The 24,681-nt window shown below is 69.5% G+C and carries 23 protein-coding genes; 7 read left to right on the top strand and 16 right to left on the bottom strand.

Annotated features, from left to right (window positions below):
* Positions 1 to 21: 21 nt before the first annotated feature.
* From AC1DJH_RS23795 to AC1DJH_RS23780, 4 genes are all read right to left on the bottom strand, one after another.
* The gene (locus AC1DJH_RS23795) at positions 22 to 705 is read right to left on the bottom strand and encodes a Vgb family protein (RefSeq protein ID WP_478187411.1); all 684 of its coding nucleotides are present in this window, start codon (positions 703 to 705) and stop codon (positions 22 to 24) included.
* A 68-nt stretch (positions 706 to 773) separates the two neighbouring features.
* Entirely contained in the window at positions 774 to 1,994 is a 1,221-nt protein-coding gene (locus tag AC1DJH_RS23790; RefSeq protein ID WP_478187383.1) for a helix-turn-helix domain-containing protein, read from the bottom strand.
* 18 nt (positions 1,995 to 2,012) lie between these two features.
* Positions 2,013 to 3,227: a PrsW family intramembrane metalloprotease gene (locus AC1DJH_RS23785; RefSeq protein WP_478187382.1), complete on the bottom strand. Its 1,215-nt coding sequence runs from the start codon at positions 3,225 to 3,227 to the stop codon at positions 2,013 to 2,015.
* The gene (locus AC1DJH_RS23780; RefSeq protein WP_478187381.1) at positions 3,224 to 3,787 is read right to left on the bottom strand and encodes a hypothetical protein; all 564 of its coding nucleotides are present in this window, start codon (positions 3,785 to 3,787) and stop codon (positions 3,224 to 3,226) included. Before AC1DJH_RS23780 ends, AC1DJH_RS23785 begins: the two co-directional genes overlap by 4 nt.
* A gap of 79 nt (positions 3,788 to 3,866) precedes the next feature.
* Between AC1DJH_RS23780 and AC1DJH_RS23775 the strand changes: the two genes are divergently transcribed.
* Positions 3,867 to 4,478, top strand: a complete 612-nt coding sequence (locus tag AC1DJH_RS23775; protein ID WP_478187380.1) for a DUF938 domain-containing protein — start codon at positions 3,867 to 3,869, stop codon at positions 4,476 to 4,478.
* Here the strand turns inward: AC1DJH_RS23775 and AC1DJH_RS23770 are convergent.
* The 5 genes from AC1DJH_RS23770 to AC1DJH_RS23750 form a co-directional block, all read right to left on the bottom strand.
* Positions 4,410 to 5,531, bottom strand: coding sequence for a MerR family transcriptional regulator (locus AC1DJH_RS23770; protein ID WP_478187379.1), 1,122 nt, complete (start codon positions 5,529 to 5,531; stop codon positions 4,410 to 4,412). The genes AC1DJH_RS23775 and AC1DJH_RS23770 overlap by 69 nt on opposite strands.
* 75 nt (positions 5,532 to 5,606) lie before the next feature.
* Positions 5,607 to 5,993: a hypothetical protein gene (locus tag AC1DJH_RS23765; RefSeq protein ID WP_478187378.1), complete on the bottom strand. Its 387-nt coding sequence runs from the start codon at positions 5,991 to 5,993 to the stop codon at positions 5,607 to 5,609.
* A gap of 69 nt (positions 5,994 to 6,062) precedes the next feature.
* Positions 6,063 to 6,899 (bottom strand): alpha/beta hydrolase, encoded by an 837-nt coding sequence (locus AC1DJH_RS23760; protein WP_478187377.1) that lies wholly within the window; start codon positions 6,897 to 6,899, stop codon positions 6,063 to 6,065.
* A gap of 252 nt (positions 6,900 to 7,151) precedes the next feature.
* A complete protein-coding gene (locus AC1DJH_RS23755) occupies positions 7,152 to 8,249 on the bottom strand; it encodes an alpha/beta hydrolase (protein ID WP_472126924.1) in 1,098 nt (365 codons plus the stop codon).
* A 119-nt stretch (positions 8,250 to 8,368) separates the two neighbouring features.
* Positions 8,369 to 8,827: a hypothetical protein gene (locus AC1DJH_RS23750; RefSeq protein WP_472126921.1), complete on the bottom strand. Its 459-nt coding sequence runs from the start codon at positions 8,825 to 8,827 to the stop codon at positions 8,369 to 8,371.
* A 144-nt stretch (positions 8,828 to 8,971) separates the two neighbouring features.
* Here AC1DJH_RS23750 and AC1DJH_RS23745 point away from each other — a divergent pair, with 144 nt between their 5' ends.
* Positions 8,972 to 11,752 (top strand): ATP-binding protein, encoded by a 2,781-nt coding sequence (locus AC1DJH_RS23745; protein ID WP_478187376.1) that lies wholly within the window; start codon positions 8,972 to 8,974, stop codon positions 11,750 to 11,752.
* Here AC1DJH_RS23745 and AC1DJH_RS23740 read toward each other — a convergent pair.
* Positions 11,749 to 12,279, bottom strand: coding sequence for a DUF2867 domain-containing protein (locus AC1DJH_RS23740; protein ID WP_472118555.1), 531 nt, complete (start codon positions 12,277 to 12,279; stop codon positions 11,749 to 11,751). The two genes, AC1DJH_RS23745 and AC1DJH_RS23740, sit on opposite strands and share 4 nt — an antisense overlap.
* Before the next feature lie 147 nt (positions 12,280 to 12,426).
* On the opposite strand from AC1DJH_RS23740, the gene AC1DJH_RS23735 reads away from it, so the two are divergent.
* The 4 genes from AC1DJH_RS23735 to AC1DJH_RS23720 all read left to right on the top strand — a co-directional run bounded on the left by AC1DJH_RS23735 (position 12,427) and on the right by AC1DJH_RS23720 (position 18,564).
* Positions 12,427 to 14,046 carry an NHL repeat-containing protein gene (locus AC1DJH_RS23735; RefSeq protein WP_478187375.1) on the top strand — a complete coding sequence of 540 codons (1,620 nt, stop codon included), beginning with the start codon at positions 12,427 to 12,429 and terminating at the stop codon, positions 14,044 to 14,046.
* A gap of 367 nt (positions 14,047 to 14,413) precedes the next feature.
* Positions 14,414 to 14,926: a sigma-70 family RNA polymerase sigma factor gene (locus tag AC1DJH_RS23730; protein WP_472118549.1), complete on the top strand. Its 513-nt coding sequence runs from the start codon at positions 14,414 to 14,416 to the stop codon at positions 14,924 to 14,926.
* Positions 14,919 to 15,932, top strand: a complete 1,014-nt coding sequence (locus tag AC1DJH_RS23725; protein ID WP_472118546.1) for a FecR family protein — start codon at positions 14,919 to 14,921, stop codon at positions 15,930 to 15,932. Before AC1DJH_RS23730 ends, AC1DJH_RS23725 begins: the two co-directional genes overlap by 8 nt.
* A 91-nt stretch (positions 15,933 to 16,023) precedes the next feature.
* Positions 16,024 to 18,564: a TonB-dependent siderophore receptor gene (locus tag AC1DJH_RS23720; RefSeq protein ID WP_478187374.1), complete on the top strand. Its 2,541-nt coding sequence runs from the start codon at positions 16,024 to 16,026 to the stop codon at positions 18,562 to 18,564.
* A gap of 398 nt (positions 18,565 to 18,962) precedes the next feature.
* On the opposite strand, the gene AC1DJH_RS23715 is transcribed toward AC1DJH_RS23720, so the two are convergent.
* The 6 genes from AC1DJH_RS23715 to AC1DJH_RS23690 form a co-directional block, all read right to left on the bottom strand.
* The gene (locus AC1DJH_RS23715) at positions 18,963 to 19,235 is read right to left on the bottom strand and encodes a ribbon-helix-helix domain-containing protein (protein WP_472118540.1); all 273 of its coding nucleotides are present in this window, start codon (positions 19,233 to 19,235) and stop codon (positions 18,963 to 18,965) included.
* A 111-nt stretch (positions 19,236 to 19,346) separates the two neighbouring features.
* Entirely contained in the window at positions 19,347 to 20,372 is a 1,026-nt protein-coding gene (locus tag AC1DJH_RS23710) for a TRAP transporter substrate-binding protein (protein WP_472118537.1), read from the bottom strand.
* A gap of 24 nt (positions 20,373 to 20,396) precedes the next feature.
* Positions 20,397 to 21,677 (bottom strand): TRAP transporter large permease, encoded by a 1,281-nt coding sequence (locus AC1DJH_RS23705; protein ID WP_472118534.1) that lies wholly within the window; start codon positions 21,675 to 21,677, stop codon positions 20,397 to 20,399.
* Positions 21,674 to 22,237 (bottom strand): TRAP transporter small permease, encoded by a 564-nt coding sequence (locus AC1DJH_RS23700; RefSeq protein WP_472118531.1) that lies wholly within the window; start codon positions 22,235 to 22,237, stop codon positions 21,674 to 21,676. Before AC1DJH_RS23700 ends, AC1DJH_RS23705 begins: the two co-directional genes overlap by 4 nt.
* 14 nt (positions 22,238 to 22,251) lie before the next feature.
* Positions 22,252 to 22,698 carry a type II 3-dehydroquinate dehydratase gene (locus AC1DJH_RS23695; protein WP_478187373.1) on the bottom strand — a complete coding sequence of 149 codons (447 nt, stop codon included), beginning with the start codon at positions 22,696 to 22,698 and terminating at the stop codon, positions 22,252 to 22,254.
* A gap of 33 nt (positions 22,699 to 22,731) precedes the next feature.
* Positions 22,732 to 23,739 carry a TRAP transporter substrate-binding protein gene (locus AC1DJH_RS23690; protein ID WP_472118526.1) on the bottom strand — a complete coding sequence of 336 codons (1,008 nt, stop codon included), beginning with the start codon at positions 23,737 to 23,739 and terminating at the stop codon, positions 22,732 to 22,734.
* Positions 23,740 to 23,898: 159 nt separating this feature from the next.
* On the opposite strand from AC1DJH_RS23690, the gene AC1DJH_RS23685 reads away from it, so the two are divergent.
* The gene (locus tag AC1DJH_RS23685) at positions 23,899 to 24,681 is read left to right on the top strand and encodes an IclR family transcriptional regulator (RefSeq protein ID WP_435485907.1); all 783 of its coding nucleotides are present in this window, start codon (positions 23,899 to 23,901) and stop codon (positions 24,679 to 24,681) included.

Here is a 24,681-nt window from a genome sequence, read left to right as displayed (position 1 = left end):
GTCGGCTCGGATCGGATCGGTTCAGGCCCGCGCGGCCTTCGGGCGGCGCACGGCGCGCACCTTGCCGCTGTTCCCGCCGCCGCAATAGAAGAGATCGGCCCCGTCGGACTCCAGCCCGCTCACGCCCACGCCGCTCGGCATCTCGAGGCGTTCGAGCACGGCGCCGCTGTGCGGATCGATGCGGCGGATGTCGCTCTGGTCGCCTTCCCAGGTGCCGTGCCACAGCTCGCCGTCGACCCAGGTCACGCCGGTGACGAAGCGGTTCGACTCGATGGTGCGCACGACCGCGCCGGTCTCGGGGTTGATCTGGCGGATCTTCCGGTCGCGGTACTGGCCTACCCACAGGCTGCCCTCGGCCCAGGTGAGCCCGGAGTCGGAGCCGTGGCCCGGCGCCGGAATCGAGGCCATCACTTCGCCCGTGGCGGGGTCGATCTTGTCGATGCGCGAATCGGCGATCTGGTAGAGGTGCTTGCCGTCGAAGGCGGTGCCCGCGTCGCAGGCGACGTCGAGCGTGCGCGTGGGCTCGCCGCTGTGCGGATCGAAGGCGATCAGCTGCGCCCCCAGCGCGGCCCAGACGCGCTGGCCGTCATGGGTCACGCCGGCCACCTTGTCGCTGCCGGGGAAGGGACCATACTCGCGCACGATCTCGGCGGGCTGCACGTCGGGCCTGGCCTTGGCTCGGGAACTGCCCCGGGAATCGGCCATGCTTGCATTGCGGGTCATCGTTGGCTCCTTGTGGTGGTGCGCCGTGGATCGACGCCCTGGAGACAACTCTATGCAATCGGCAGCGCGGCGGGGAGTAACAAGATCGTCGTGAATCCGGCCAGCGGCGGCGCCAGCCAGCGCCGTGACCGCGCCTGCCCGATCGCGCGCACGCGCCCCTCGGCCTCGAGCTCGGCCAGCGCGCGCTGCACCGTGCGCTGGCTGGCCCCCAGGGCCAGCGCAAGCGCCGAGGTCGACCAGGCCGCGCCATCGCTGAGCAGCGCCACCAGCGCGGCCTGCTCGCCGTCGATGGGCGGCGCCAGCAGGACCACGGCGCGTTCGCCCTGCGGCTTGAGCACGAAGCCGCGCGGCGTCGCCTCGATCCGCGCCATGGCCTTCAGGAGTGCACGCAGCCGGCCGATCTCGACGCGCAGCCGTGCGCGGTGCGTTTCGTCGGGCCGGCGGGTGCGAAACGCGTCGGCGATCAGGGTTTCGCGATCGACATCGCCGGGCCACGCCGCGGCCAGCGCGCGCGCCAGCGCGAACAGCACCGGCCGTCGTGCAAGCGGCTGCCAGGCGCCATCGGCACCCACCCCGCGACGGCAGGCATCGACCACCAGCGCCTCGGACGCCAGCAGGGCCGCGACCTCGTCGAGCCGCAGCGCCTGCTCGCCGCCGTCGACCAGGCGCCGCGCGGCCGGACGCTCGAGCACCGCCCGTGCCTCCGCCACCTCGGCAAGCAGCGCCGGCACGCGTGCGCGCTCGGCCGCGGCGTGGGCGCGCGCGAGGGCCGTGCGCGCGGTGTCGATGTGCAGCGAGCGTAGCGCCAGTTCGGCGGCGCTGAGTTCGGCCACCGCGGCCAACGCAGGCGGCAGGCCGCGCGCGTCGAGCAGTGCCAGCGCGGCCGATGCCTCGTCGAGGCGCCCGAGCAGCAGGAGCCGGCGCGCGGCGATCAGCCGTGCCTGCAGCGCATTCGCGTGATCGGCGCGCGCCTCGAGCGCGTGTGCCGCCGCGGCCAGCGCGCGCGGCGAGCCGCCGAGGTCGCGCATGGCCAGCGCCACCTCGGCCTCGGCGACGACGCAGCGCGCGCGCGCCAGTTCTTCGTGCGTGCCGAAGCCGCTGGCGGCGCGCCGCAACAGGGCGCGGGCGCGCGGGTGTTCGCCGAGCTGGGCCATCGCGATGCCGCGCAACGCCAGCGCCGGCGGGTCGTCGCGCAGCGCGATCCGCTTGAGCGCGCCGAGCGCATCGCCCGCGGCCAGTGCGCGGGCGGAAGCGGCGATCAGCGAGTCCATGCGGGCGGTTCGTTCGGCTCAGGCCTGCGCGGGTGCCGCGGCGATGAGCGGCTCCAGCTGGGCGCGCAGGCGCCGCACCGCGACCTCGTGGCGCAGCGTCTGCGCGCCGCGCCCGTAGGTCGCGGCCTTGCGGATCAGCCGCATCTGCTCGCGCTGCAGCTGCGCCTTCAGGCGCCGGGCCCGAAGGCCGAAGGTCCAGCCCATTTCGCGGCGCACCTTGTAGCGCGCCAGCGGGTCGCCCAGGCGCACCCACTCGTCGTCGCGGATCAGCTCGCGTTCCGGAACGAAGTAAGCCGCCAGCGCATGCAGGTAGGCGCCGTTCTCGCGCGCGGCCACGCGCCAGAAGATGCCGGCCGCCACCACCGCGGGAATGCCCTTCACGGCCAGCAGGACGGCCATCTCGCCGTAGCCTTCGTCGAACAGGTCTTCCAGGAACGGCGAGTTCCAGACGAAGTGCATGGCCCACGCCAGCGCGAAGCACAGCAAGGCCACGGCGATGCGCACCGCCCTCGGGCGTTCCGGGTGCAGCAGGTACCAGGCGACGCCGAAGGAGGCGATGGTGGTGTAGGCCGCATGGCTCCACAGCCCGCTCATCAGGCCGCGCGTCAGCAGGTTGAGCAGCACCGGATACACCTGGTTCTCGAGCGGAAAGTGCATCGAGGCGTTGACGGTGTAGCTCAGGTTCTCGATCACCTGGAAACCCAGGCCCGCCATGGCGCCGACGATGAGCACGGACAGGTAGGTCTCGAACTGGTTGCGCGCCACCAGCACCAGCAACATGACGCCGGCGATCTTCAGGAACTCTTCCGTGATCGGCCCCGCGATGGCCGGGCCCCACACCGCCGCGAACTCCGGCGACACCAGCTTGGCGCACAGGCTCTGGATGGCGATGTTGGCCGGCGCCGCGAAGTACAACGCGCCCATGCCGCCCCACGCAAAGGCCAGGATGTAGCCCTCCGGCGGATGCTGCTCCAGCAGGTCCAGCGTGCGAAAGGCGAGAAAGAAAAGCAGCGTGTACAGGCTCCACGCCAGCAGCCCCAGGAAGGCGGTGACCGGCACCACGCGAAACCCCATGGAGAACATGTGGACCGTGTAGAACAGGCCGTTGACGATCAGCGCCGCCAGCACCCAGAAGGCCGCGCGACGGGGCTGGAAGAAGGAGTCGGTGCCGACCGGCCAGACACCCTGGTCCAGGGCCTGCGCATGCGCATGCGAGAAGACGGGCGTGTTCACTGCGGCTGCGCCTCCAGGTCCATCGAGTCGAGCATGCGCCGGGCGTCGGCCTGCGCTTCCTCCAGGCCGTCGTTGGCGCCGTAGAAGTCGATCTGCACGAGCGACTTGCGCGGCAGGTCGACCACCTGCCAGAAGCGCCCGGCCAGCTTTGCGCCGTAGTAGGCGAAGGTCTTGCCCTGCAGGCCCCAGGACGTGACGAAGTCGGACACGTCGCCGTCGATGGTCAGGCCCTGGCCGCGCTCCATGAGCCGCTGCTGCCGCACCAACGGCCCGTCGGGCCCGCCCTCCCACTGGCCCGTGGTCACCCGGAACTTGTGGGCGCCCTTGAACAGCATCAGCGACCGGCCGGCCCTGGAGCGCGAGACGTCCATCTGCCATCCGTCGGCGGGCACGAACCGGGCCTGGCCAACGCCCACCGTTTCCCCCTGGTCCAGCGGCCGGGCGCCGGGCGTGCGGCGGTCCCAGAAGGTGAGGCCGCCCACATAGGCGGCAATGGCGAGAAGAACGGCGAGTGCGCCGGGCCAGGTGCGATACGGGATACGGCGTGACGGCTCGTTCATGCGTTGATCCTGCCATACGATCGACCGTGCCTGCCTTGCACCGAAGCCCTTCGAACCCACCCACCCCGACCCCCTCCGAATGACCAACCTTCCCGCCAGCACCGCAGCCGACCGCAATAAGCAGCCCATCCTCGACGTGTTGATGCAGACGCTGGGCGCGCGCGGCACCGCGCTGGAAATTGCCTCGGGCACCGGCCAGCACGCCGCCTGGTTCGCGGCTGCGATGAGCGGGTGGACCTGGCAGCCGACCGATGCGGACGCGCGCATGCTGCCCGCGCTTGCAAGCCGCGTTGCGCAGGCCGCGCTGCCCAACCTGCTGGCACCGCTGCTGCTGGACGTGATGTCCCCGCAATGGCCGTCGCCGGACGATGCGTTCGCCGAACGCTTCGACGCCGTCTACTGCGCCAACATGCTGCACATCTCGCCGCCGGCCACGTGCGCCGCCCTGATGGATGGGGCCGCGCGGCACCTGCTGCCCGGCGGCTTGCTGATCACTTACGGACCGTACTTCGAAGACGGCACGCCGGCGCCGAGCAACGTGGCGTTCGACGAGAGCCTTCGCGCACGCAACCCCGCATGGGGCATCCGCCGGCTGGAGGACGTGAAGGCCCAGGCACGCAGCTCAGGGCTCGTGTTGCGCGAGCGGCATGCGATGCCCGCGAACAACCTGCTGCTGGTCTTCGGTTCCTAGCGGGGCACTGCCGGGCGCGCCCTGCGCGGTGCCACTGGCCCACGACGCCACGAGGCCCTGGGTTCGCGCGCGCACTTCGGGCGTGGCCAGGCACGTGGCGACGGCCTCGTACCCGGGCGATCCCGCACAGGGCGCGACGCGCATCGGCCGGCTGTGATTGGCGGGGCACAGCAGGATCGACGCGTCCGCGCCGACGGCCGCCAGGTCCAGCATCACGCAGGAGCGCGTGAGCAGGAACAGGGGCCGGCCCTCGGGCCTGCGCCGGCGCAGGTGGGCGGCCAATGCCTGCTGGGTCGTGTGGTCGAGCCCCTGCTCCACCATGTCGACGACCAGCACGGCCGGGGCCTCGGCTTCCAGCGCGGCCAGCAAGACGGTCAGCGCGTCGCACACCGTGGCGCCATCCTCGACCAGCCAGGCCATCGCCCGGTCGACACGCGACCGCAGCGCGGGATCGGCGTGGATCCGCGACGCGGCAATGCCGTTCTCCAACCGCTCCAGCCCCAGGAACGCGGCGTCGGGCAGGGTCTCGGCCAGGCGCAAGGCCAGCCGTGTCTTGCCGCTGCCCAGCGGGCCCACGATGTAGTTCAGCGAGCGAATGTCGCGCCACTCGAACCGTTCGCCGCCCCACGGCCAGGGCAGCGCAAACTCGACGCCGAGCGTTGGCGCCGACGGCAGCAGGCGCGCCAGCTCGCCGACCGTCGGCGTCCGGCCGGCGGCGAGGTCCGCGCGCAGCGTGCGGACCTTGTCGAGCGTGACCTCGAGCTGCCGCGCACGGGCTTCGAGCAGGGCCTGGTGCGCCGCCAGCGCGGGCTCCAGGCCCGCGGCGTCGCCGTGCAGCACGCGCGCCACCTGGGCCAGGCTGAGGCCGAGCGCGCGCAGGGCCACGATGTCGGCGCCACGGGCCATTTCCTCGGGGGCGTAGGAGCGCCATCCGGCCGCGTTGCGCGCCGGGGCGACCAGGCCGCGCTGTTCGTAGAGGCGCAAGGCCTTGGCGGAGACGCCGAGCCTTCTGGCGGCTTCGGCGGGGTTCAGGAATCGGGCGGAAGGGGGCACGGGCATCACCTCGGGGTTGGACGGGAGACCGCCTTTATCGAGGTGGCCGCAGGGGCCGGGTCAAGAGGACAGGGGTCAGTCGCACGGCTGAAACCGCACGCACTCGGTGGCCGGCTGGAGCGCCGTCACCGTGTTCTCCGCGTTCACGCGCGCCGAGGTGAACTTGACCCAGGCGCCTTCGGAAATGCCGGCCAGCAACGAGGTGTCGAGCACCCGGAAGGTCTGCACGGTGAACGGGAGCTTGGCTCTGGGCAGCAGCTTCAGCCGCACGTAGGTCTTGCCGCCCGGCTCTTCATGAACGGACCTGACGCGCGCCCGGGTGAAGACCTGCCCGGCCTGGGCCGCGGGCGCTGCGCCGCCGGGTCGTCCGGGTTGGCCGGATGGGTCAGGCTGTGCAGAAGCACCCGCGGTGAAGACAAGGCCGATGCCGGCGAGAACAAGGCTGTGCAGCGCAAGCGACATGGGGCGGGCTCCTCGAGGCAGGGGTGTTGAAGTCGAGCCCCTGCATTCTGGCGCAGCGCACGCCGCACCTCACGCCACCTTCGGCTCCGGAAGAACTGCGGTCAGCGCAAAGTCGATGAGGTAGAGCCACGTGGCCTCCAGGCCCATGATGCTGTGATGGTCCGAGCCGGGCACCGTCTGCACCTGGATCGGCGTCGGCCATGCGTTGATGAGCTTGGCGGAGCGCTCGGGCAGCACCACATCGTCGTGCTCGGCCAGCAGCACCTGCGTCTTCGCCGCGACCTCGCGGCTGTGCTCGAGCGAGTTGAACTGGTGGCGCAGCAGCAGCGACAGCGGCACCAGGGGAAAGCGCTTCTTCGCCACCTCGAGCATCGAGTCGTAGGGCGTGACCAGTTGCAGGCTCTCGAACGGCTGGCGCGCCACGAGCTGGATGGCCACGCCCGTGCCCAGGCTGCGGCCGACCACGTGCAGCCGGGCCTGCGGGAACGCGCGGCGCAGATGGTTGGCGAACTGGCCCGCGTCCTCGACCGAGGCGATCTCCGTCGGACGCCCCTGCGAGTCGGCCACGCCGCGGTAGTTGAGCGCGGCGAAGCCGAAGCCTTCCGGCAGCCAGTGCAGCATCTGCGCCGTGGCGCGAACGTCTTCGCCCCGGCCGGCGAAGTAGATGAACAGGTCCTGCAGCGCGTCTTCGCCCTGCGGGTGATAGACGTAGCCACGCACCATGCCGCCGGGCACCGTGTGGGAGTAGGTGGAGAAGTCCTCGGACAAGTGGACGACGGGCAGCTTGCGGGCGTTGAACAGGATGTCGCCCTGGCGCGTGGCGAGCAGGGTCCAGTACGCCGCGAGGCTGCCAATGGCAGCGGCCGACGCCGACAGTGCGATGCGAAAGACTTTGTTGGATGACAAGCAGCGGGCTCCCCGGGAATGACTGGCAGGTTGGGGGCCTAGTTTCGCCGGGTTGCAGCAACCCCGCGGCGGGGCGGTGGAAAGCCGGCTGCGCCTGCCGTGTTCAGCGGTTCGCGCAACCGAAGTTCGCCGCCTCGTTCATGCCCGCCGCATCCCGCGCCGATGCACAGCCGGCGAGCACGGCGACAGCCAATGCCCCCAGCGTGGCGGCAGCGCGGCCGCTGAATGCGCGAGTTGCCAGGAGCCGCTCCCCTACCGGCCCAGGTGCCTGTCGAAGAAGCGCGCGATGTCGCCGAAGGCTTCGCGGGTTTCGGGTGCGTCGGGGTTGATGCCGTACTGCGCGTGCGACTGGCCTTCGTACACGTTCAGCTCCGCCTCCACCCCCGCGCGGCGCAGCTTGCGGTGCGTGCGCACGGTGTTCGACAGGAACAGGTCGCGCGTGCCGCTGGTCAGGATGGCCGGCGGAAAGCCCTTGAAGTCGCCGTAGATGGGCGACAGCTGCGGGTCCTTCAGGTCGCGCCCGCCCGCATAGAGCAGCGCGGCGCGGCCCAGCCAGCCGTCCCAGGTGACGAGCACGTTGTCGACCCATTCGTTGGTCTGGTAGGTGTCGCCGATCTTCGCGATGTCCGACCACGGCGTGCCCGGCGCGATGGCCGCGGGCAGCGGCACGTTCTCGGCCTTGGCGCGTAGCACCAGCGCCAGCGTCATCGCGCCGCCGGTGGACGTGCCGAACACGCCCATGCCGCGTGCGCGGTTGGTCTTGAGCAGTTCCTTCCACACGGCCATGGCGTCGTCCATGGCCGCGGGGTACGGGTAGTCGGGCGGCATGCGGTAGTCGACCGAGACCACCTTGTAGCCGCCGATGCTCGCCAGCAGCATCGCCTCGGGCAGCGCGGCCTCGCCGGGGCCGAACACGTAGCCGCCGCCGTGCACGTGCATCAGCAGCCGCCGCTCGTTGCCCGGCGCGAATTTGGCCGGCGTGACGACGAACACGTTCACCCCTGCGATCTTCGTGGCCAGCACGCTCACGCCGAGCTTCTGCTTGAGCGCGGGAATCGCGGCGATCACGGGCGCGGCGCGGCTGTCGACCAGCGCCTTCCACTCGGCCGCGTTCTTCGGGTTCGCGTTGAAATGCGCCGGGTACGGCCCGGCGATCAGCGCCTGCATCTGCGGGCTGACTTCGTTGGTGGGTGCGGGGCTGAGCTGCGCGGGAGAGCGGCGCGCGCCGGGCTGCGCGTTGGCGGTGCCTTGGGCGGTGGCCTTCTCTGCATAGGTCTGCGGGACTTGCGAGCAGGCGCAGAGCACGACGGCCGCGAACAGCGCCGCGAGGTGAGGGATCCGGGGGTGCATGGGTTGTTCCTGTCTGGGTGGGTGCGTTGGCATGCTCTCACCGCGACGGCGCGCGGGGCCTCCGTTCAAACCCCACCTGTGCCGATGAACAGCAGGCGAAGTGCCACAGCGCGCGCGGCTCAGTGCGCGGCGCCCGGAATGGTCTTTTCGCAGTACGCGAGGAACTGGTTGATCTCTTCCGACTTGTCGAACACCGCGTCGGCGCCCAGCCGCAGGCAGGTGGCCCGGTTGCCGGGCGACGCCGCGTTGGTCAGGGCCACCACCACGCCCTTGCCGATGCCCTTTGCACCACCCTTTCCACCGCCCTTTTCACCGCCCTTGCCGGTCCCCTCCCCGGCGACCCTGCTGGCTTGTATCTGCGCCACGGCGGCGAGCACCCCCAGCCCGGAGCCTTGCGCCAGCGTGAGGTCGACCACCAGCAGGTGCCAGCGGCCATCGTTGGCGCGAAGCCATGCCAGCGCCTCGGCCTCGGAGGGCGCCCAGCCCATCACCTGGGCACGCAGGTAGGCCTCGATGACGACCTTCAGGCTGTCCTGGACCAACGGGTCGTCCTCGACGATGTAGACGGCAAGCTTCATGGCTAGCACGGTCGGGCTTTTGCGCGCACGAAACTGTAGGCAGAAGGCGCTTTCATTTGTTGGCCGGACGGCCTTCGCGGCGGCGCACCCGCGCCACAATGTCGGCTCCCCCAGTCCCCCACAGAGACCAGAGCCCGCCCCCCCATGCGCACCCCCACCTTGTCGGCCCGCCTGTTGCTGGTTGCCGCCGCGGCGCTCCTGCCCCTGGCGGTCGTCTGCGGCTTCGCGCTCCACGGACTGCTCCAGGGGCAGCGCGAACAGACGCAGGCGTCCACGCTCGGCGTCGCCCGGGCGCTGGCCACCGCCGTGGACAGCGAACTGCGGCTGACCGTCGCGGCGCTGCAGGCGCTTGCGCTGACGGAGCCGCTCGGCGCCCCGGAGGCGTCGGGCCTGGTGGACGCCCTGCTGCTGGCCAAGGCGTTGCGCGCCTCGCACCTCGAGTGGCGTGGCGTGCTGCTGGTGACGCCCGACGGCAAGATCGTCTTCAGCACCGAGGGCACCGTGGGCGCCGTGGGCGGCGCAAGCAACGAAGTGGTCGAAGCCGCGAGCCTGGCGCAGGTGGTGCGCACCGGCCAGCCGGCGGTCGGCCCGCTGATGCCCGGCAAGAAGGGCAACCTGGCCTTCGCGGTGCGCGTGCCGGTGGTGCGCAACGACGAAGTGCGCTACGTGCTGACGGCCATCGTGCGGCCCGAGGCCATCTCCGCGGTGCTCACGCGCCAGCGCGTGCCCGAGGGCTGGGCCGTCTCGATCTTCGACTCCAACGACCTGCGCGTGGCGCGCTCGCGCGACGACGAGCGTTTTCGCGGCCAGGCCCCGAGCGACACGCTGCGCGAACTGCTCGGCTCGCGCCGCGACCGCCAGGAGTTCGTGGGCACCACCCGCAACGTCGACGGCACGCACGTGCAGACCGCCGTGTCGCGGCTGGACTTCGCCCCGTGGACGGTGGCGCTCGGCGCCCCGACCGTGGTGGCCGAGGACGCCTTGCGCCGCACGCTCATTGCCTACGGCAGCGGCTTGCTGATCTCGCTGCTCGTGGGCGGCCTGGCCGCCTGGTGGATGTCGCGCGCCATCACCCGGCCCATGGCGCGGCTGCGCAAGAGCGCCGATGCGCTCGGCCTCGGCCAGCCCGTGAGCGAGGTGCATTCCGGCATTGCCGAGATCGACGCGGTCGGCCGCGCCCTCGCCTCGGCGGCTGGCCAGCGCCTGCAGCACGAGGCGGAACGCGAACGCCTGCTCGGCGCCGAGCGTGACGCCCGCACCACGGCCCAGGCCGCGCAGCTGCGGCTGGAGCGGCTGGTGAGCGCCAGTGCGGCGCTGTCGCGCTCGCTCGAGGAAGACTCGACGCTGCGCGCCATCGCCGATGTGATCGTGCCCGAGGTGGCGGACCTTTGCCGCATCGACCTGCTCGACGAGCACGACGTGCTGCAACGCAAGCTCACGCACCACGCCGACCCCGCGCGCGGCGCCGACATCGCGCGCATGGTGAGCACGCGCGAGGCCACGGCCGACACGGTGGGCTCCTTTCCCTGGGCCGTTGCCACCGGCCGGACCTTTCTGCACAACCTGGACGACCCGGGCCTGGTCGAGCGGCTCGACCCGCAGCTGCGCGAGTTCGTGCAGACGCTCGGCATCACGGCCGGCTGCGTGGTGCCGCTGGTGGCGCGCGGCCGCACCATCGGCGCCATGGCCATCCTGCAGGACAGCTCGTCGCAGCGCCGCTTCAAGCCGGAGGACGGCGCGCTCATCGGAGAGCTGGCGCAGCGTGCGGCGCTCGCGCTGGACAACGTGCGCCTGCTGGCGCGGGCGCGCAGCGCGCAGGCCCAGGCCGAAGTCTCGAGCAAGGCCAAGGACGAGTTCCTCGCCATGCTGGGCCACGAGCTGCGCAACCCGCTCGCGCCCATTTCGCTGGCGCTCGCGCTGATCGAGCGGCGCGACGAGAAGGCGTTTCCGCGCGAGCGGCAGATCATCGAACGGCAAGTCAAGCACCTGTCGCGGCTGGTGGACGACCTGCTCGACATCTCGCGCATCGTCTCGGGAAAGATCGTGCTGCGGCCCGAGCGGGTCGACCTGCGCGACACCGTCGCCAAGGCCATCGAGCTGACACTGCCCGCGCTGCAGGCGCGCGCCGGGATGCCGCGCGTGTCGCTGCCCGATGCGCCGGTGCCCGTGCAGGGCGACCCGCTGCGCCTGGCGCAGATCGTGGGCAACCTGCTGAACAACGCCGCGAAGTTCACCGCGCCCGACGCACGCATCGACATCGCGCTGCGCACGGACGGCCACCATGCGGAACTGACCGTGGCCGACGCGGGCATCGGCATCGCGCCCGAGCTGCTGGCGCAGGTGTTCGAGCGCTTCGTGCAGGGCGCGCAGCAGCTGCAACGCGCCGCGGGCGGGCTCGGCCTGGGCCTGGCCATTGCGCGCAGCCTGGTCCGGTTGCATGGCGGTTCGATCACGGCGCACTCCGCCGGCCAGGGGCAAGGCAGCACCTTCACCGTGCGCCTGCCGCTGGCGCCGGCCGAGGCGCCGGCGCAGTTGCCCGCGACCGGGCCGGCCCCCGAGGTGCGGCCCCGCCTTCGCCTGCTGCTGGTCGACGACAACCGTGACGCGCTGAGCGTGCTGGCCGAGTGGTTCACGCTTGAAGGGCACCAGGTGACGACGGCGGACAGCGCGGAAAGCGCCCTGCCGCTGCTCGACGGCCAAGACTTCGATGCGGGCATCTTCGACGTGGGGCTGCCGGGCATGAGCGGCCACGACCTCGCCCGGCATGTGCGTTCGCACGCTGGCCGGCGCGGCATGGTGCTGCTCGCGCTGACCGGCTACGGGCAGGAGTCGGACCGCGGCAAGGCGCTCGACGCGGGCTTCGATGCGCACTTTCCCAAGCCGCCCGACCTCGCGCAGATCCAGCAGGCGCTGTACCGGCGCTAGCCGCCGCGCCAGCCGCGCGCCGCGGCCCGTGCCAGGGCCGAGCGCACCACCAGGCGGTGGAAGGGCGAGATCACGAAGAGGTACACGCGCCCGAACAGGTTGTGGCAGTGCACGGCCGTGGTCATGACCAGCTCGCGCCCCTGCCCGTCGGCCGACGCGCGCTGCAGCACCGAGGCCTTGAAGTCGAGGTGCCGGTCGTCTTCGCCGACGATCAGTTCCTTGGGGTGCCGCGACACGATCGGAAAAAAGTCGATGTGCGTGGCCGAACCGCTGCGGCCCAGTTCGCGGCGGATCCGCGCCGAAGTCTTGACGCCGAACGGGCCGACGATGGCGTCCCTGCAGGCCAGCAGCGCGCGAAACCACGGCGCGGGGTCGCCGAGCACGGCGCGCGCCAGCAGCTCGGTGTCTTGCGGCGCGCCCGCCGGCAGCGTGATCGCGAAGGCGTCGGCCAGGTGCGCGTCGGTGAACAGCTGGGCGATGTCGCTTTCGGCGGGAAGGGCCACGGCTCTCACGGGGTGCGGTGTCATGGGCGCATTGTGCGGTCGTGGCGGGGGAAACGCATGGAAGCGCAGCGCACGTTCCATCGGCGGGTGGCCAATGATTCCTTTCAGGATTCAAGTTTTTCGCCCTGCTGCCGATAGACGTGTGTGCGCGTTGCCGCGATTCCGGAGTTCATGACCCTGAATTTGCGCATGCAGGCCGGAAGCATGGCGGCACGCGTGACTCGTTCGACGACCACGGGCATTTCTGGGCGTTCGACCTCGGAGGCTTCGGCCAGCGCCGCCTCTGCAGGCAGCCCCTCGCAACTCAACACAGGAAAACAAGTGAAATTTCGGACTTCTGACAGCCGCCTCGCAGCCGCGAGCGTCGCGGTACTTCTGCTGCTCTCCGCTTGCGGAGGAGGAGGTGGTGGTGGCAGCGGCGCGGTCGCCGCCTATGTCGGCACGAGCACGAGCGGCAACGGCAGCAGCAGCAGCAGCAACGGCAGCAACGGCAACGGCAACGGCAGCGGCGGCAGCGGCGCCGACGGCGGTGGAAGCACTGGCGGGACGGTGAGCAAGGTCACGATCGGCGGCAGCATTTCCGGCCTCACCGCCTCAGGGCTGGTGCTCGCGAACAACGGCACGGATCGCCTCGGCGTCGCCAACGGCGCGACGGCCTTCAAATTCGCGACAGCGCTGCCTTTCGGCTCGGCGTACAGCGTCGGCCTCGAAACCTATCCGTCCGGCCAGATCTGCTCCCTCAGCGGTCAGGCAGGCACTGCAAGCGCCGACGTCACGTCGATCGCCATCCTGTGTGCCGACTGGACGGCAGCGACCGCGACGGTCAGCACGTTCGCAGGCAGCACCCTGGGTTACGCCGACGGAACAGGTGCTTCGGCTAAGTTCAATACGCTCAACGGGCTCGCGTTCGATGCCAGCGGCACGCTTTTCGTTGCAGACCGAGACAACAACATGATCCGCAAGGTCAGTTCGGCCGGCGTCGTCACCACGCTCGCCGGCAGCACGACGCCGGGATCGACGGACGGCACCGGTACCGGCGCGCGATTCGACAACCCGAGAGGCATCGTCGTCGGCGCCAACGGCACCACCTATGTCGCGGACTACGGCAACCACATGATCCGCACGATCACGCCGGCCGGCGTGGTGGTCACCCTTGCGGGCAGCACGACCTCCGGCAGCCTCGACGGCGCGGGCGTGGCCGCCCGGTTCTACAACCCGTGGGGCCTCGCCCTGGACAGCACCGGCAATCTTTTCGTCGCGGACCAGAGCAACCACCTGATTCGCAAGATCACCCCGGCGGGTGTGGTCACGACCGTCGCGGGCACGGGCGCCCAGGGATTCGCCAATGGCATCGGCACGAGCGCCAGCTTCCGATATCCGACCGGCCTCGCGATCGACGCCGCCGACAACCTCTATGTCGGCGACTTCGGCAACAACGCCATCCGCAAGATCACGCCGGCGGGCGTCGTGACGACGTTCGCGGGCAGCGGTGCCCCGGGCGCGCTCGACGGCACCGGCACGGCGGCCACCTTCGACCTGCCCCACGAGCTTGCGGTGGATACGGGCGGCAGCCTTTATGTCACGGACCTCAACAACCACGCGATTCGCAAGATCACGCCAGCCGGCGTCGTGACGACGCTCGCGGGTTCGAACGGTTGGGGAAACATCGACGGACTCGGAACCGTCGCGGCCTTCGGTGAGCCTGTCGGCATCGCCGTGGACAGCCGTGGAAACCTGTTCGTGTCGGATCGCGCGTACCAAGTGATCCGCAAGATCGCACGGACGCCCTGACTGCGCGTATCCAGCAACGGATGGGGATCGCGTTCCAAGCCTCGGCCTTCCTTCGACTCGAAGAGGCCGAGCGGCATGCGTCGCCATCGACCCGCGCTCGGGTGGAGCGCCACGACCCGCACGCGTCTCGCTCCAGCGGGTGACGGTCATTGCCGCCTCCGCCGCGAACCCGTCTTCAACGTCTTCGTGGCGAATGGCAATTTGCGATGGCCAGGGCCATCGTCGCTTACTGCCAAAGCCGCTGCGAATCGCTGCCAAAACGCGCGGCGCGATTCACTTCATCCGTTCCCTGTGGCGCCGCAGGCGCCGGCCGCCGCGCAGTGCTGGGTAGAATGAGAGTAATTCTCATTAGCCAATTCTTCGTTCCATGTCCTCCCCCGCTGCGGCAGCCCCGATCGACGCGCTCTACCGCGAGCACCGCGACTGGTTGCAGGCCTGGCTGCGCCGCCGCCTGGGCGATGGCCACACGGCCGCGGACCTGACGCAGGACACCTTCGTGCGCGTCATCCTGGGCGGCCAGACGCAGGCGATCCGCGAGCCGCGCGCTTACCTGACCACGCTGGCGCAGCGCGTGCTCTACAACTTCTGGCGCCGCCGCGAACTGGAACGCGCGTGGCTCGATGCGCTCGCCGCACAACCGGAAACGCTGGCGCCTTCGCCCGAGACCTATGCCCTGGTGCGCGAAGCCATCGAAACGCTGGACCGGTGGCTCGACGGCCTGCAGCCCAAAGTGCGCGAAGCCTTCCTGCTTCGCCGGCTCGAGGGCCTGGCCTACGGCGACATCGCGGCGCGCATGGGCGTGTCGGTCACCTCGGTGGAGCGGTACGTGAAGCAGGCCATCGTGCACCTGTACACCTGCCCGGCGCAACCCGATGCCTGAAGCGCCGGGGCACGCCACCGCCCCGCCGCTCGACGCGGTTACCGAACAGGCGATCGACTGGCTGGTGCGGCTCGACTCGGGCCACGACAGCGACAGCGACCGCCAGGCCTTCTCGGCATGGCTCTCAGCAGCGCCTGCCCATGCCGCAGTGTGGGCCACGCTGCAACAGCGGCTGAGCCAGCGGATCGCTCCGGCGTTGACGCAGTTGCAGACCGGCGGCCACGCGCCGACCGGCGTGCGTGCACTGAGCACGCCGCCCGACCACCGGGCGCGCCGCCGCGCTTTGCTGGGCAGTGCCACGGTGGCGCTGTTGGGCGCCGCGGGCGGCGGCGGTGCGCTGTGGGCCGACCGGCGCGCGCCGCTGATGGCGTGGTCGGCCGACCTGCACACCGGCACCGCCGAGCGCCGGCGCTTCGTGCTCGACGACGGCAGCGACCTGCTGCTCAACGCACGCTCGGCGGCCGACCTGCACTTCAGCGCGACGCAACGGCTCGTGCGGCTGCGCGCGGGCGCGCTCATCGCCAAGGTCGCGGCCGACGCGCAGCGGCCCTTCGTCGTGCAAAGCGCACAGGGCAGCGTGCATGCGCTGGGCACGCGCTTCATGGTGCGCCAGGACGAGGGGCGCACGCTGGTCTCGGTGCTGGAACACAGCGTGCGCCTGACGCCGCTGCACGAAGATGCCCGCATCGACTTGCCCGAAGGGCGCAGCGCCTGGCTGCAGGCCGACCGCGTCGAGCCCGTGTCCGCCGCGCGCATCGATCCGAGCGCCTGGTCCACCGGCGTGCTCGAGGTGCACGACCAGCCGCTGTCGGACGTGCTCGAGGCCCTGCGCCCCTACACGCCCGCCGTGCTGCGCGCGAGCCCCGCGGCCGCGCGCGTCGGCGTCTACGGTGTCTACCCGCTGGACCGGCCGATGGAGGTGCTGCAGGCCCTGGTGGACACACTGCCACTGCGCGTGCGCCGCTGGGGGGACTGGGTGATCTACGTGGACGTGCGCAGCGCCTGAAACACGCATCAGCTGACGGGTTTGCGAACCCTTGCGGGACATACAGGGTTGAACGCTCCGATCAACCAGACCCGATTCGAGGATGTCCGACGTGACACTGCCCCTTCTTCCGCCCGCTCGCCTGCCGGCCGCCGCACGCATGCCGGCACGCAAAGCCACGCTGGCGCTGGCCGCCCTGCTTGCATGCGCCACCGCGCCGTTGGCACAGACCCTTTCCGCCTCCCCGGCCGTGGCCGACGGCGCGATGACGTGGAGCCTGCCGGCCGATGAACTGGGCATCGTGCTTGCGCGCATTGCCCGCCAGGGCGGTCGCAGCATCAGCGCGGCGCCCGCCCTCGTGGCCGGGCGCCGCGCCCACGCCGTGCAGGGGCGCTTCACCGTGGCGCAAGCCGCGCAGCAAGCGCTTGCGGGCAGCGGGCTGGCATTGGCGCAGACACCCGGCGGCACGCTGACGGTGGTCGCCACCGACAGCGGTGCCGCGTCGGCCGCACCGGCAGCAACGGCAGCCGACGCGGGAGCTACGCTGGCCGAAGTGCGCGTCACGGCGCTGGCCGACCGCACAGGCACCACCGAAGGCACGGGCAGCTACGCCGCGCGCGGCCCCAGCGTCGCGGCCACCGGGCTGAACCTGAGCCTGAAGGACACGCCGCAGTCGATCAGCGTGATGACGCAGCAGCGCATGGAGGACGAGAACCTCACCAGCGTCAACCAGGTGCTGGCGCGCACGCCGGGCATCTCGACCTCGGTGCTCGGCACGGAACGCTCCGCCGCCAGCGCGCGCGGCTATGCCATCACCAACTACCAGCTCGACGGTGTCAGCACCCACAGCGAGTTCCTGGGCCTGGACGCGCTGCCCACGCAGAGCATTGCCGACATGGCGCTGTACGACCGCGTCGAGGTGCTGCGCGGTGCCTCGGGCCTGACCACGGGCGCGGGCGACCCGTCGGGGGTGATCAACCTGGTGCGCAAGAAACCCACGGCCGCCTTCCAGGGTTCGGTCGAGGCCAGCGTCGGCTCGTGGGGCGACCGGCGCGCCGTGCTCGACCTGTCGACGCCGTTGAACGCATCGGGCAGCGTGCGCGGCCGCATGGTGGCGCTGCACCAGCAGGGCGACAGCTACATCGACTACTACAGCAAGAAGAAGGACGTGTTCTACGGCGTCATCGAAGCGGACCTGAGCGCCTCGCTCAAGCTCACGGCGGGCATCGATCACCAGGAGAACCGCTCGCGCGGCTCGCTCTCGTACCTGGGCTTTCCGCTGTTCAACAGCAGCGGCGAGCAGACCGACCTGCCAGTGTCCTTCAGCGGCGCCAGCCGCAACAACCGCTTCAACACCAATTCCACCAGCAGCTTCCTCGCGCTGGAGCAGTCGCTCGCCAACGACTGGAAGCTCAAGGTCTCGGCCAACTCCCTGCGCTCCAAGCAGCGGGAGGATTCCGTCTACCTGGCGGTCAACAGCAGCCTGTTCGACAAGTTCACCGGCGACGGCCTCAACCTGAACGGCGAGCGCCGCGACTACGACCTGCGCACCAAGACCATCGACGTGAAACTGGGCGGCCCGTTCAGCCTGTTCGGGCGCCAGCACGAGGCCGTGATCGGCTTCGACTACACCGACTTCCGCAGCCTGACCAACGGCAGCTTCGACATCTCGGGAATCGACGGCGCACCCGTCAACGTCTACCGCTGGGACAACAGCGGCAGCCCCGTGTTCGGCGAGCGCTTCGTCACCTTCGACAGCACGCGCCGCCAGAAGAGCATCTACGGTGCGGGCCGCTTCCAGCTGAGCGACCAGCTCAAGCTCATCGTGGGCGGCAAGGTGATGAACTACGACAGCGACTACATCACCAAGACCACGGCCGGCTACGACGCGAGCTCGCCGTCTTCCGAGCGGCGCGTGTTCACGCCCTACGCCGGGCTGGTGTACGACCTGAACCCCCACCACACGCTGTACGCGAGCTTCGCGACCATCTACAACCCGCAGACCTCGCTGGACCGCCGCGGCGTCATGCTCGACCCGCAGGAGGGCAACACCTACGAGGCCGGCATCAAGAGCAGCTTCCTGGACGGCCGCCTGACCAGCAGCGCCGCCGTCTACCAGATCCGGCAGGACAACCTGGCCGAGGCGGACGAGGGGCAGTTCGTTCCCGGCACCACCAACACCGCATCGCGTGCGGTGAAGGGTGCGAAGACGCAAGGCATCGACCTGGAACTCAACGGTGCGCTCGCGCGCGACTGGAACCTGACGGCCTCGTACAACTACAGCGGTTCCAAGGACGCGACCGGCCGGCGCATCAACACCACCTTCCCGCGCCAGATGGCGCGGCTGTGGACGACCTACCGGTTGCCCGGCGAATGGCGCCGGCTCACACTGGGCGGCGGCGTGGAGTGGAACGGCGGCATCAGCTACACGGGCGAGGCGTGGCAGATAGCGCGCACCGTCACCGCACGCCAGGGCGCCTATGCGGTGGCCAGCCTGATGGCGCGCTACGACGTCAACGACAAGCTGTCGGTCACGCTCAATGTGCAGAACCTGTTCGACCGCAAGTACATCGCATCGATGTCGGGCTGGTGGTACTCGGGGACGTACGGAGCGCCGCGCAGTGCGCAGGTGATTGCGCGGTACAGGTTCTGAGCTGGGAGTCGGGGCGCGTTGCAACGACGCCCCGAGCGCTTGATGTGCGTGAGTCGAGGCGCCTTAACGGATCAATGTTCGATGTCCGGGTCCTGCATCCACGCAGCGACGTCGCGCTGGCTGTGCAGAACACGCCAGACGTCGATGCGGTCGGCTGCTCGACGTAGAACACAAGAAAGGGAAAGCGCGTCACAGGCCATGAGCGAAGCCCTGGCAAGCCGAGGTCGTGGGCGTAGCGTATAGCGCCAGCGCCTGGATGCCGGTCGATGTGGGTGTAGGCCCGTTTTGGTTCGTCGATCAGACCGATAGCGGCACGTTCTGCGTGTTCGCCAACGTAATGATCAATGGCCCTTCGACGTCCTGATTCGCCCGCTGCCGCGGGACGACCGGCTTCGCCTTCATGCACGCGTGCGCGGCTTGTTCGCCTTGGTCGGTGGCTTGGATTTGGCGCTGGCCCTGTCGCGCAACGACTGGAAGTAGGCGGGGTCCGCTGCGGCCGCCGGCATCGAGGTGGCCCCCTGCAAGAGCAGGCCGCGCAATTGCAGGCGGTCCTGGTCCTTGCGAATCAGCTCTCGCACATATTCGCTGCTGGTGCCGTAACCGCGTTGTGCCACTTGTTCGTCCACGAAGGACTTCATGGCATCTGGCAGGGAAACGTTCATGGTGCTCATGGACGGCAGGTTACGTGGTTTGGCAATAATTGGCGAGCAGGGAGCATCGACGTGCTGCGGCTACGCGCCACGCACGATCGATTCCGCGCCCGAGGCGCGGCCTCTGCCGCCCTACTTGCGCGCCTTGTCGATCTCCGCCATCAGCTCCTTCACCGTCGCATCGCCCACCGAGGCCGCGTACTTGTCGATCACCGGCTTGACCTTGGTGCGCAGCTTGGCCATTTCTTCCGGCGGCAGCTCCGACACGGTCATGCCCGCCTTCTTCAGCGCGTCGAGCGCGCTGTCGGCCGCACCGCGCGACGCCTCACGCTGGAACGCGGTCGACTCGTTCGAAGCCTCGGTGATGATCTTCTTCTCGTCCGCGCTCATGCCGTCCCAGGTCTTCTTGCTGATGAGCAGCGCCTGCGGGTTGTAGATGTGGCGCGTCTGGGTGATGTACTTCTGCACCTCGGCGAACTTGGACGACAGGATGGTGGTGTTGGGGTTCTCCTGCCCGTCGACCGCCTTCTGGTCGAGCGCCGGGTACAGCTCGGGGAACGGCAGCGGCGTGGCGTTGGCACCCAGCGCGCCGAACAGGTCGATGTAGATGGGCGACTGGATGACGCGGATCTTCAGCCCCGCGATGTCGTCCGCCTTCACGACGGGCCGCTTGCTGTTGGTGAGGTTGCGAAAGCCCAGGTCCCAGTAGCCCAGGCCGTGCAGGCCCTTGTCTTCCAGCTTGGCCATCAGCTTCTGGCCGAAGGGACCGTCGGTGACGGCATCAGCTTCCTTGCCGCTGTTGAACAGAAACGGAAAGTCGTAGGCCGCGAACTCCTTCACCTGCGCCGACAGAATGCCGGCATTCAGCACCGTGAGCTCGACCGTGCCGCCCTGCAGCGCCGACACGGTCTGCAGGTCGCCCCCGAGCGCGCCACCGGCGAACAGCTTGACGGTCATCTTGCCGCCGGACTTGGCGGCCACCAGGTCGGCGAACTTCTGCGCGCCCTGGGCCTGCGGATGGCCGGTCTGGTTTTGGAAGGCGAACTTGAGCGTGCGCTCCTTCACCTGCGCACCGGCGCCGGACATGGCCACCGTGGCAAGCACGGCGATGGCCGCCGCGAACACTCTCCTGGTCGAAACCCTGGTCGAACTCTTCATGCGGAAGTCTCCTTGTGCGTTTTTCTAACCGTGAAACAACTTGGCCGGTCCCGTCACCAGCCATGGGAACAACACCATCAGGAACATGACGGCGAACTCCGCGATCATGAAAGGCACGACGCCGCGCGTGACGTCGTCCATCGATATCTTTCCGACGCCGGCCACCACGTTGAGCACCGTGCCCACCGGCGGCGTGACCAGCCCGATCGAGTTGTTGATGATGAACAGCACGCCGAAGTACACGGGGTCGATGCCCGCGGCCTTCACGATGGGCATGAGCACCGGCGTGAGGATCAGGATGGTCGGCGTCATGTCCATCGCGGTGCCCACCACCATCACGAGCACCATGATCGCGATCATCAGCAGGATCTGGTTGCCCATGAAGGGCTGCAGCAGGCCGACCACCTTCGCCGGCAGGTCGGCCACCGTGATGAGCCAGGCGCTCACCATGGCCGCGGCAATCAGGAACATCACGATGGCGCTGGTCTTGGCCGCGCTCACGAAAATGCCGTACAGGTCGCGCCAGGTGATCTCGCGGTAGATCACGGTCGACACGAAAAGCGCATACACGGCGGCCACCACGGCGGCCTCGGTCGGCGTGAACACGCCCATGCGCAGGCCCACCAGAATGATGACCGGCAGCATCAGCGCCCACAGCGCCTTGCGGAACGCGCTGAGGATCTCGGCGGCGGGCTTGCGTGGCGGCGGCACGATTTTTTCGCGCCGCACCAGCCAGGCCCAGGTGACCCACAGCGCGCCGCCGATGAGCAGCCCCGGCACGATGGCCGCCAGGAACAGCTTGGAGATCGACACGTTGGCCGCCACGCCGAAGATCACCAGCCCGATGCTCGGCGGAATGACCGGGCCGATAACGCCCGTGGCCGCAATGAGCCCGGCCGCGCGCGGCTTGTCGTGGCCGGCCTTCACCATCATCGGCAGCAGCAGCGCGGTGAGCGCGGCCGCGTCGGCCACGGCCGAACCCGAGAGCGCCGAGAGCAGGCAGCCGGCCATGATGGTCACGTAGCCGAGCCCGCCCTTCACGTGGCCGACCAGCGCCAGCGCGAAGTCGACGATGCGCTTGGAGAGCCCGCCGACGTTCATGATCTCGCCGGCCAGCATGAAGAACGGCACGGCCAGCAGCGGAAAACTGTCGGCCCCGCCGATCACGTTCTGCGCGAGGATCTGCGCGTCGAACAGGTCGAGGTGCCACATCAGCGCGACACCGCTGGCCAGCAGCGAGAACGCGATGGGAATGCCCATCGCCATGGCCAGCAGCAGCGAGCCCACGAAGACGGCGATGGTCATTTGCCGGCTCCCCGTGCGTCGCCCGGCGCGCCCAGAATCTGCTGCAGCTGCACGGCCTCTTCGGACTCCTGCACCATCACGAGGTCGCTGTCGGCGATGCGCCCGGTCAGCAGGCGCAGCAGGTCGAGCGCGAGGATGAACGCGGCCAGCACCGAGAACACCACGCCCGACAGGTACACCACCGCCATCGACGCGCCGGTGACCGGTGCGGTGACGTCCCAGTTGATGCGCGTCTGCGCCATGCTGCCCTGGAACAGCAGCCACACGATGTACAGCATGACCACGTGCCCCACGGCCAGGCAGATCTTCTTGCCGATGGGCGGCAGCTTCTGCACCACCATGTCCACGCCCAGGTGGCCGTGCTCCTTCAGCGCGACGACCGCGCCCAGGAAGGTCATCCAGATGAAGAGCCAGCGCGACACCTCCTCCGACAGCGTGATGCCCGAGTTGAAGCCGTAGCGCAGCACCACGTTGCCGAAGACCAGCACGACCATGACCGCGAGCGCGGCCGCGATCAGGGCCTCGATGGCGCCGCAGCACCTGTCGATCCAATGGTTCATGGGGTGGCCTCGGTTCAGGCGGCGGCGGCCTGCCGCTGCATCTCGACCAGCGCGCGCAGTGCGGCCAGGTACGACTGCGGGCCCAGGCCCTGGACGGTGCCCTTCACCGCCGGCGAAATGATCGAGTGCGCGCGCCACGCCTCGCGCGCGGCGATGTTGGACATGTGCACCTCGATGCTCGGAAACGGCATGGCCTTGATCGCGTCGTGCAGCGGCACACCGTGCTGCGTGAGGCCGGCGGGGTTGATCAGCGCGCCCTGCGCGTCGTCGATGTTGGCGTGCAGAAAGTCGATCAGGTCGCCTTCGTGGTTGGACTGGAGGATGTCCAGCGTCACGCCGAGTTCGTCCGCGAGCCGGCCCAGTTGCGCGTTGATTTCCGCGAGCGTGGTCTTGCCGTAGATGTGGGGTTCGCGGCGGCCGAACAGGTTGAGGTTGGGGCCGTGCAGGACGAGGATTTTCATGGCGGATCCGTGTGGCGATTCAGGGTGGATGTCTTATTTGCGGATGCGCGCGAGTTCGTCGTTGTAGAGCTTGACGATGGCGGGGTCGTAGCTCGCGGCGAAGCGCTCGGTCACGGGCTTGGCGATCTGGCGCATGCGCGCCTGCTCGGACGGCGCGAGTTCGTTGAACTGCGCACCCTTGGCCTGCAGCTCGCCCACGGCCTTCTGCGCGGCGGCGCGGCTCACCTGGCGCTGGTAGCCGCGTGCTTCGTCGGCGGCCTCGCGCATCATCTTCTGCTCGGTGGGTGTGAGCGAGTCCCAGAACTTCTTGCTGACCAGCACGATGTTGGCCGCGTACACATGGTTCGTCGCGCTCACGAACTTCTGCACTTCGTAGAACTTGTTCGACAGGATCACTGCATAGGGGTTCTCCTGGCCGTCGACCGCCTTGGCCTCGAGGGCGCCGTACAGCTCGGCGAAGGGCATCGGCACCGGGTTGGACTTGAAGGCCTTGAAGGTTTCAAGGAACACCGGATTCGGAATGACGCGGATCTTCAGGCCTTCGAGGTCTTCGGGCTTTGTGATCGGGCGCTTGCTGTTGGTGACGTTGCGAAAGCCCAGGTCCCAGTAGCCCAGTGCGACCAGGCCTTTCTCGGGCAGCTTCGCAATGAGCTGCTGGCCGAGCGGACCGTCGAGCAGCGCATCGGCCTGCGCAAAGTTGCCGACCGCGAACGGAAAGTCGACCAGGCCGAACTCCTTCACGATGCCCGCCAGCGAGGTGGTGGCCGGCGCCGACATCTGCTGCACGCCGCCCTGCAGCGCCGACTGCTGCTGCATCTCGTTGCCCAGCTGCGAGGCGGGGAACTCCTGCACCTTCATCTTGCCGCCGCTCTTGGCCGCGAGCAGCTCGGCGAAACGCTTCACGCCGAAGCTCACCGGGTGGTCGGCATTGTTGAGGTGGCCGAAGCGGATGACGCGCTCCTGCACATCCTGCGCGAAGGCGGAACCGGCCAGGGCCAGGGCAAGGCCGGCCGCGGCCAGTGAACGATGAAGCGTGCTCAAGTTGATCTCCTGCTGTGTTGTGGGTGCTCGTCGGGGCGATCCGTCGCCGCCTCCTGCCACCGGGCGGCGCGATCTTATGTTGGAAGTGGAAAGTATTTCCACTAGTGAAAACACTTGGCAAAAACGCTAGAGTGGCGTCTGCCCCACCTTCCGAACGTCATGACCGCCATACTCGAACGCAGCTTCAAGGTCCTCGAACACCTGGCCGGCCATCCCGAAGGCCGCGCGCTGTCGGCCCTCTCGGGCGAGCTGGAAATGCCGCTCAGCGCCACCCACCGCCTGCTGACCGAACTGATCCGCTGCGGCTATGTGCGCCAGGACCAGAGCCACGGCGACTACATGCTCACGATCAAGCTGGTGTCGCTGGGCCTGAGCTTCCTGAGCAACAGCGGCATCGTCGACGTGGCGCAGCCGCTGCTCGACAGGCTCGCGGCCGAGTCGGGCGAGCTGGTGCGGCTCGCCGTGGTCGACGGCGACGAACTCACCTTCGTCGCCAAGGCACAAGGCGCCACCCGCGGCCTGCGCTACGACCCCGACATGGGCCTGTCGGTGAACCTGTCATGCAGTTCGGCCGGCCACGCGTGGCTCTCCACCATGACGGACGAACAGGCGCTGCAACTGGTCGCCAGGCAGGGCTTCGGCAAGCCCGAAGACTACGGCCCGAAGGCCCCGACCACCGTGAAGGCCTTGCTGAGCTACCTGCGCGCGGCGCGCAAGCGCGGCTTCGCGACGATCAACGAGGTGTTCGCGCCGGCGATGACGGCCATGGCCGCGCCGGTGCGCAACGGCAACGGCGCGGTGATCGGCGTCATCACCATCGCCGGGCCGCTGGTGCGCCTGACGGAAGAACGCATGCTCGAGCTCGGGCCCACGCTGCTGCTGTCGGCCGAGGACGTAGCGCAGGCCAGCGGCGCCTCGGCGATGTTCAAGCGCAGGGCCTGA

The sequence above is a fragment of the Variovorax sp. 10N412 genome (assembly GCF_056394985.1).
The sequence above is the reverse complement of the archived record's forward strand: the minus strand, read 5'-3'. Positions and strand labels throughout refer to the sequence as shown.

Excerpts from the sequence above, each read along its gene's own strand:
- AC1DJH_RS23795 (WP_478187411.1), bottom strand. The coding sequence starts at position 705 with ATGGCCGATTCCCGGGGCAGTTCCCGAGCCAAGGCCAGGCCCGACGTG.
- AC1DJH_RS23790 (WP_478187383.1), bottom strand. The coding sequence starts at position 1,994 with ATGGACTCGCTGATCGCCGCTTCCGCCCGCGCACTGGCCGCGGGCGAT.
- AC1DJH_RS23780 (WP_478187381.1), bottom strand. The coding sequence starts at position 3,787 with ATGAACGAGCCGTCACGCCGTATCCCGTATCGCACCTGGCCCGGCGCA.
- AC1DJH_RS23775 (WP_478187380.1), top strand. The coding sequence starts at position 3,867 with ATGACCAACCTTCCCGCCAGCACCGCAGCCGACCGCAATAAGCAGCCC.
- AC1DJH_RS23765 (WP_478187378.1), bottom strand. The coding sequence starts at position 5,993 with ATGTCGCTTGCGCTGCACAGCCTTGTTCTCGCCGGCATCGGCCTTGTC.
- AC1DJH_RS23755 (WP_472126924.1), bottom strand. The coding sequence starts at position 8,249 with ATGCACCCCCGGATCCCTCACCTCGCGGCGCTGTTCGCGGCCGTCGTG.
- AC1DJH_RS23750 (WP_472126921.1), bottom strand. The coding sequence starts at position 8,827 with ATGAAGCTTGCCGTCTACATCGTCGAGGACGACCCGTTGGTCCAGGAC.
- AC1DJH_RS23745 (WP_478187376.1), top strand. The coding sequence starts at position 8,972 with ATGCGCACCCCCACCTTGTCGGCCCGCCTGTTGCTGGTTGCCGCCGCG.
- AC1DJH_RS23740 (WP_472118555.1), bottom strand. The coding sequence starts at position 12,279 with ATGACACCGCACCCCGTGAGAGCCGTGGCCCTTCCCGCCGAAAGCGAC.
- AC1DJH_RS23735 (WP_478187375.1), top strand. The coding sequence starts at position 12,427 with ATGACCCTGAATTTGCGCATGCAGGCCGGAAGCATGGCGGCACGCGTG.
- AC1DJH_RS23730 (WP_472118549.1), top strand. The coding sequence starts at position 14,414 with ATGTCCTCCCCCGCTGCGGCAGCCCCGATCGACGCGCTCTACCGCGAG.
- AC1DJH_RS23725 (WP_472118546.1), top strand. The coding sequence starts at position 14,919 with ATGCCTGAAGCGCCGGGGCACGCCACCGCCCCGCCGCTCGACGCGGTT.
- AC1DJH_RS23715 (WP_472118540.1), bottom strand. The coding sequence starts at position 19,235 with ATGAGCACCATGAACGTTTCCCTGCCAGATGCCATGAAGTCCTTCGTG.
- AC1DJH_RS23710 (WP_472118537.1), bottom strand. The coding sequence starts at position 20,372 with ATGAAGAGTTCGACCAGGGTTTCGACCAGGAGAGTGTTCGCGGCGGCC.
- AC1DJH_RS23705 (WP_472118534.1), bottom strand. The coding sequence starts at position 21,677 with ATGACCATCGCCGTCTTCGTGGGCTCGCTGCTGCTGGCCATGGCGATG.
- AC1DJH_RS23700 (WP_472118531.1), bottom strand. The coding sequence starts at position 22,237 with ATGAACCATTGGATCGACAGGTGCTGCGGCGCCATCGAGGCCCTGATC.
- AC1DJH_RS23695 (WP_478187373.1), bottom strand. The coding sequence starts at position 22,698 with ATGAAAATCCTCGTCCTGCACGGCCCCAACCTCAACCTGTTCGGCCGC.
- AC1DJH_RS23685 (WP_435485907.1), top strand. The coding sequence starts at position 23,899 with ATGACCGCCATACTCGAACGCAGCTTCAAGGTCCTCGAACACCTGGCC.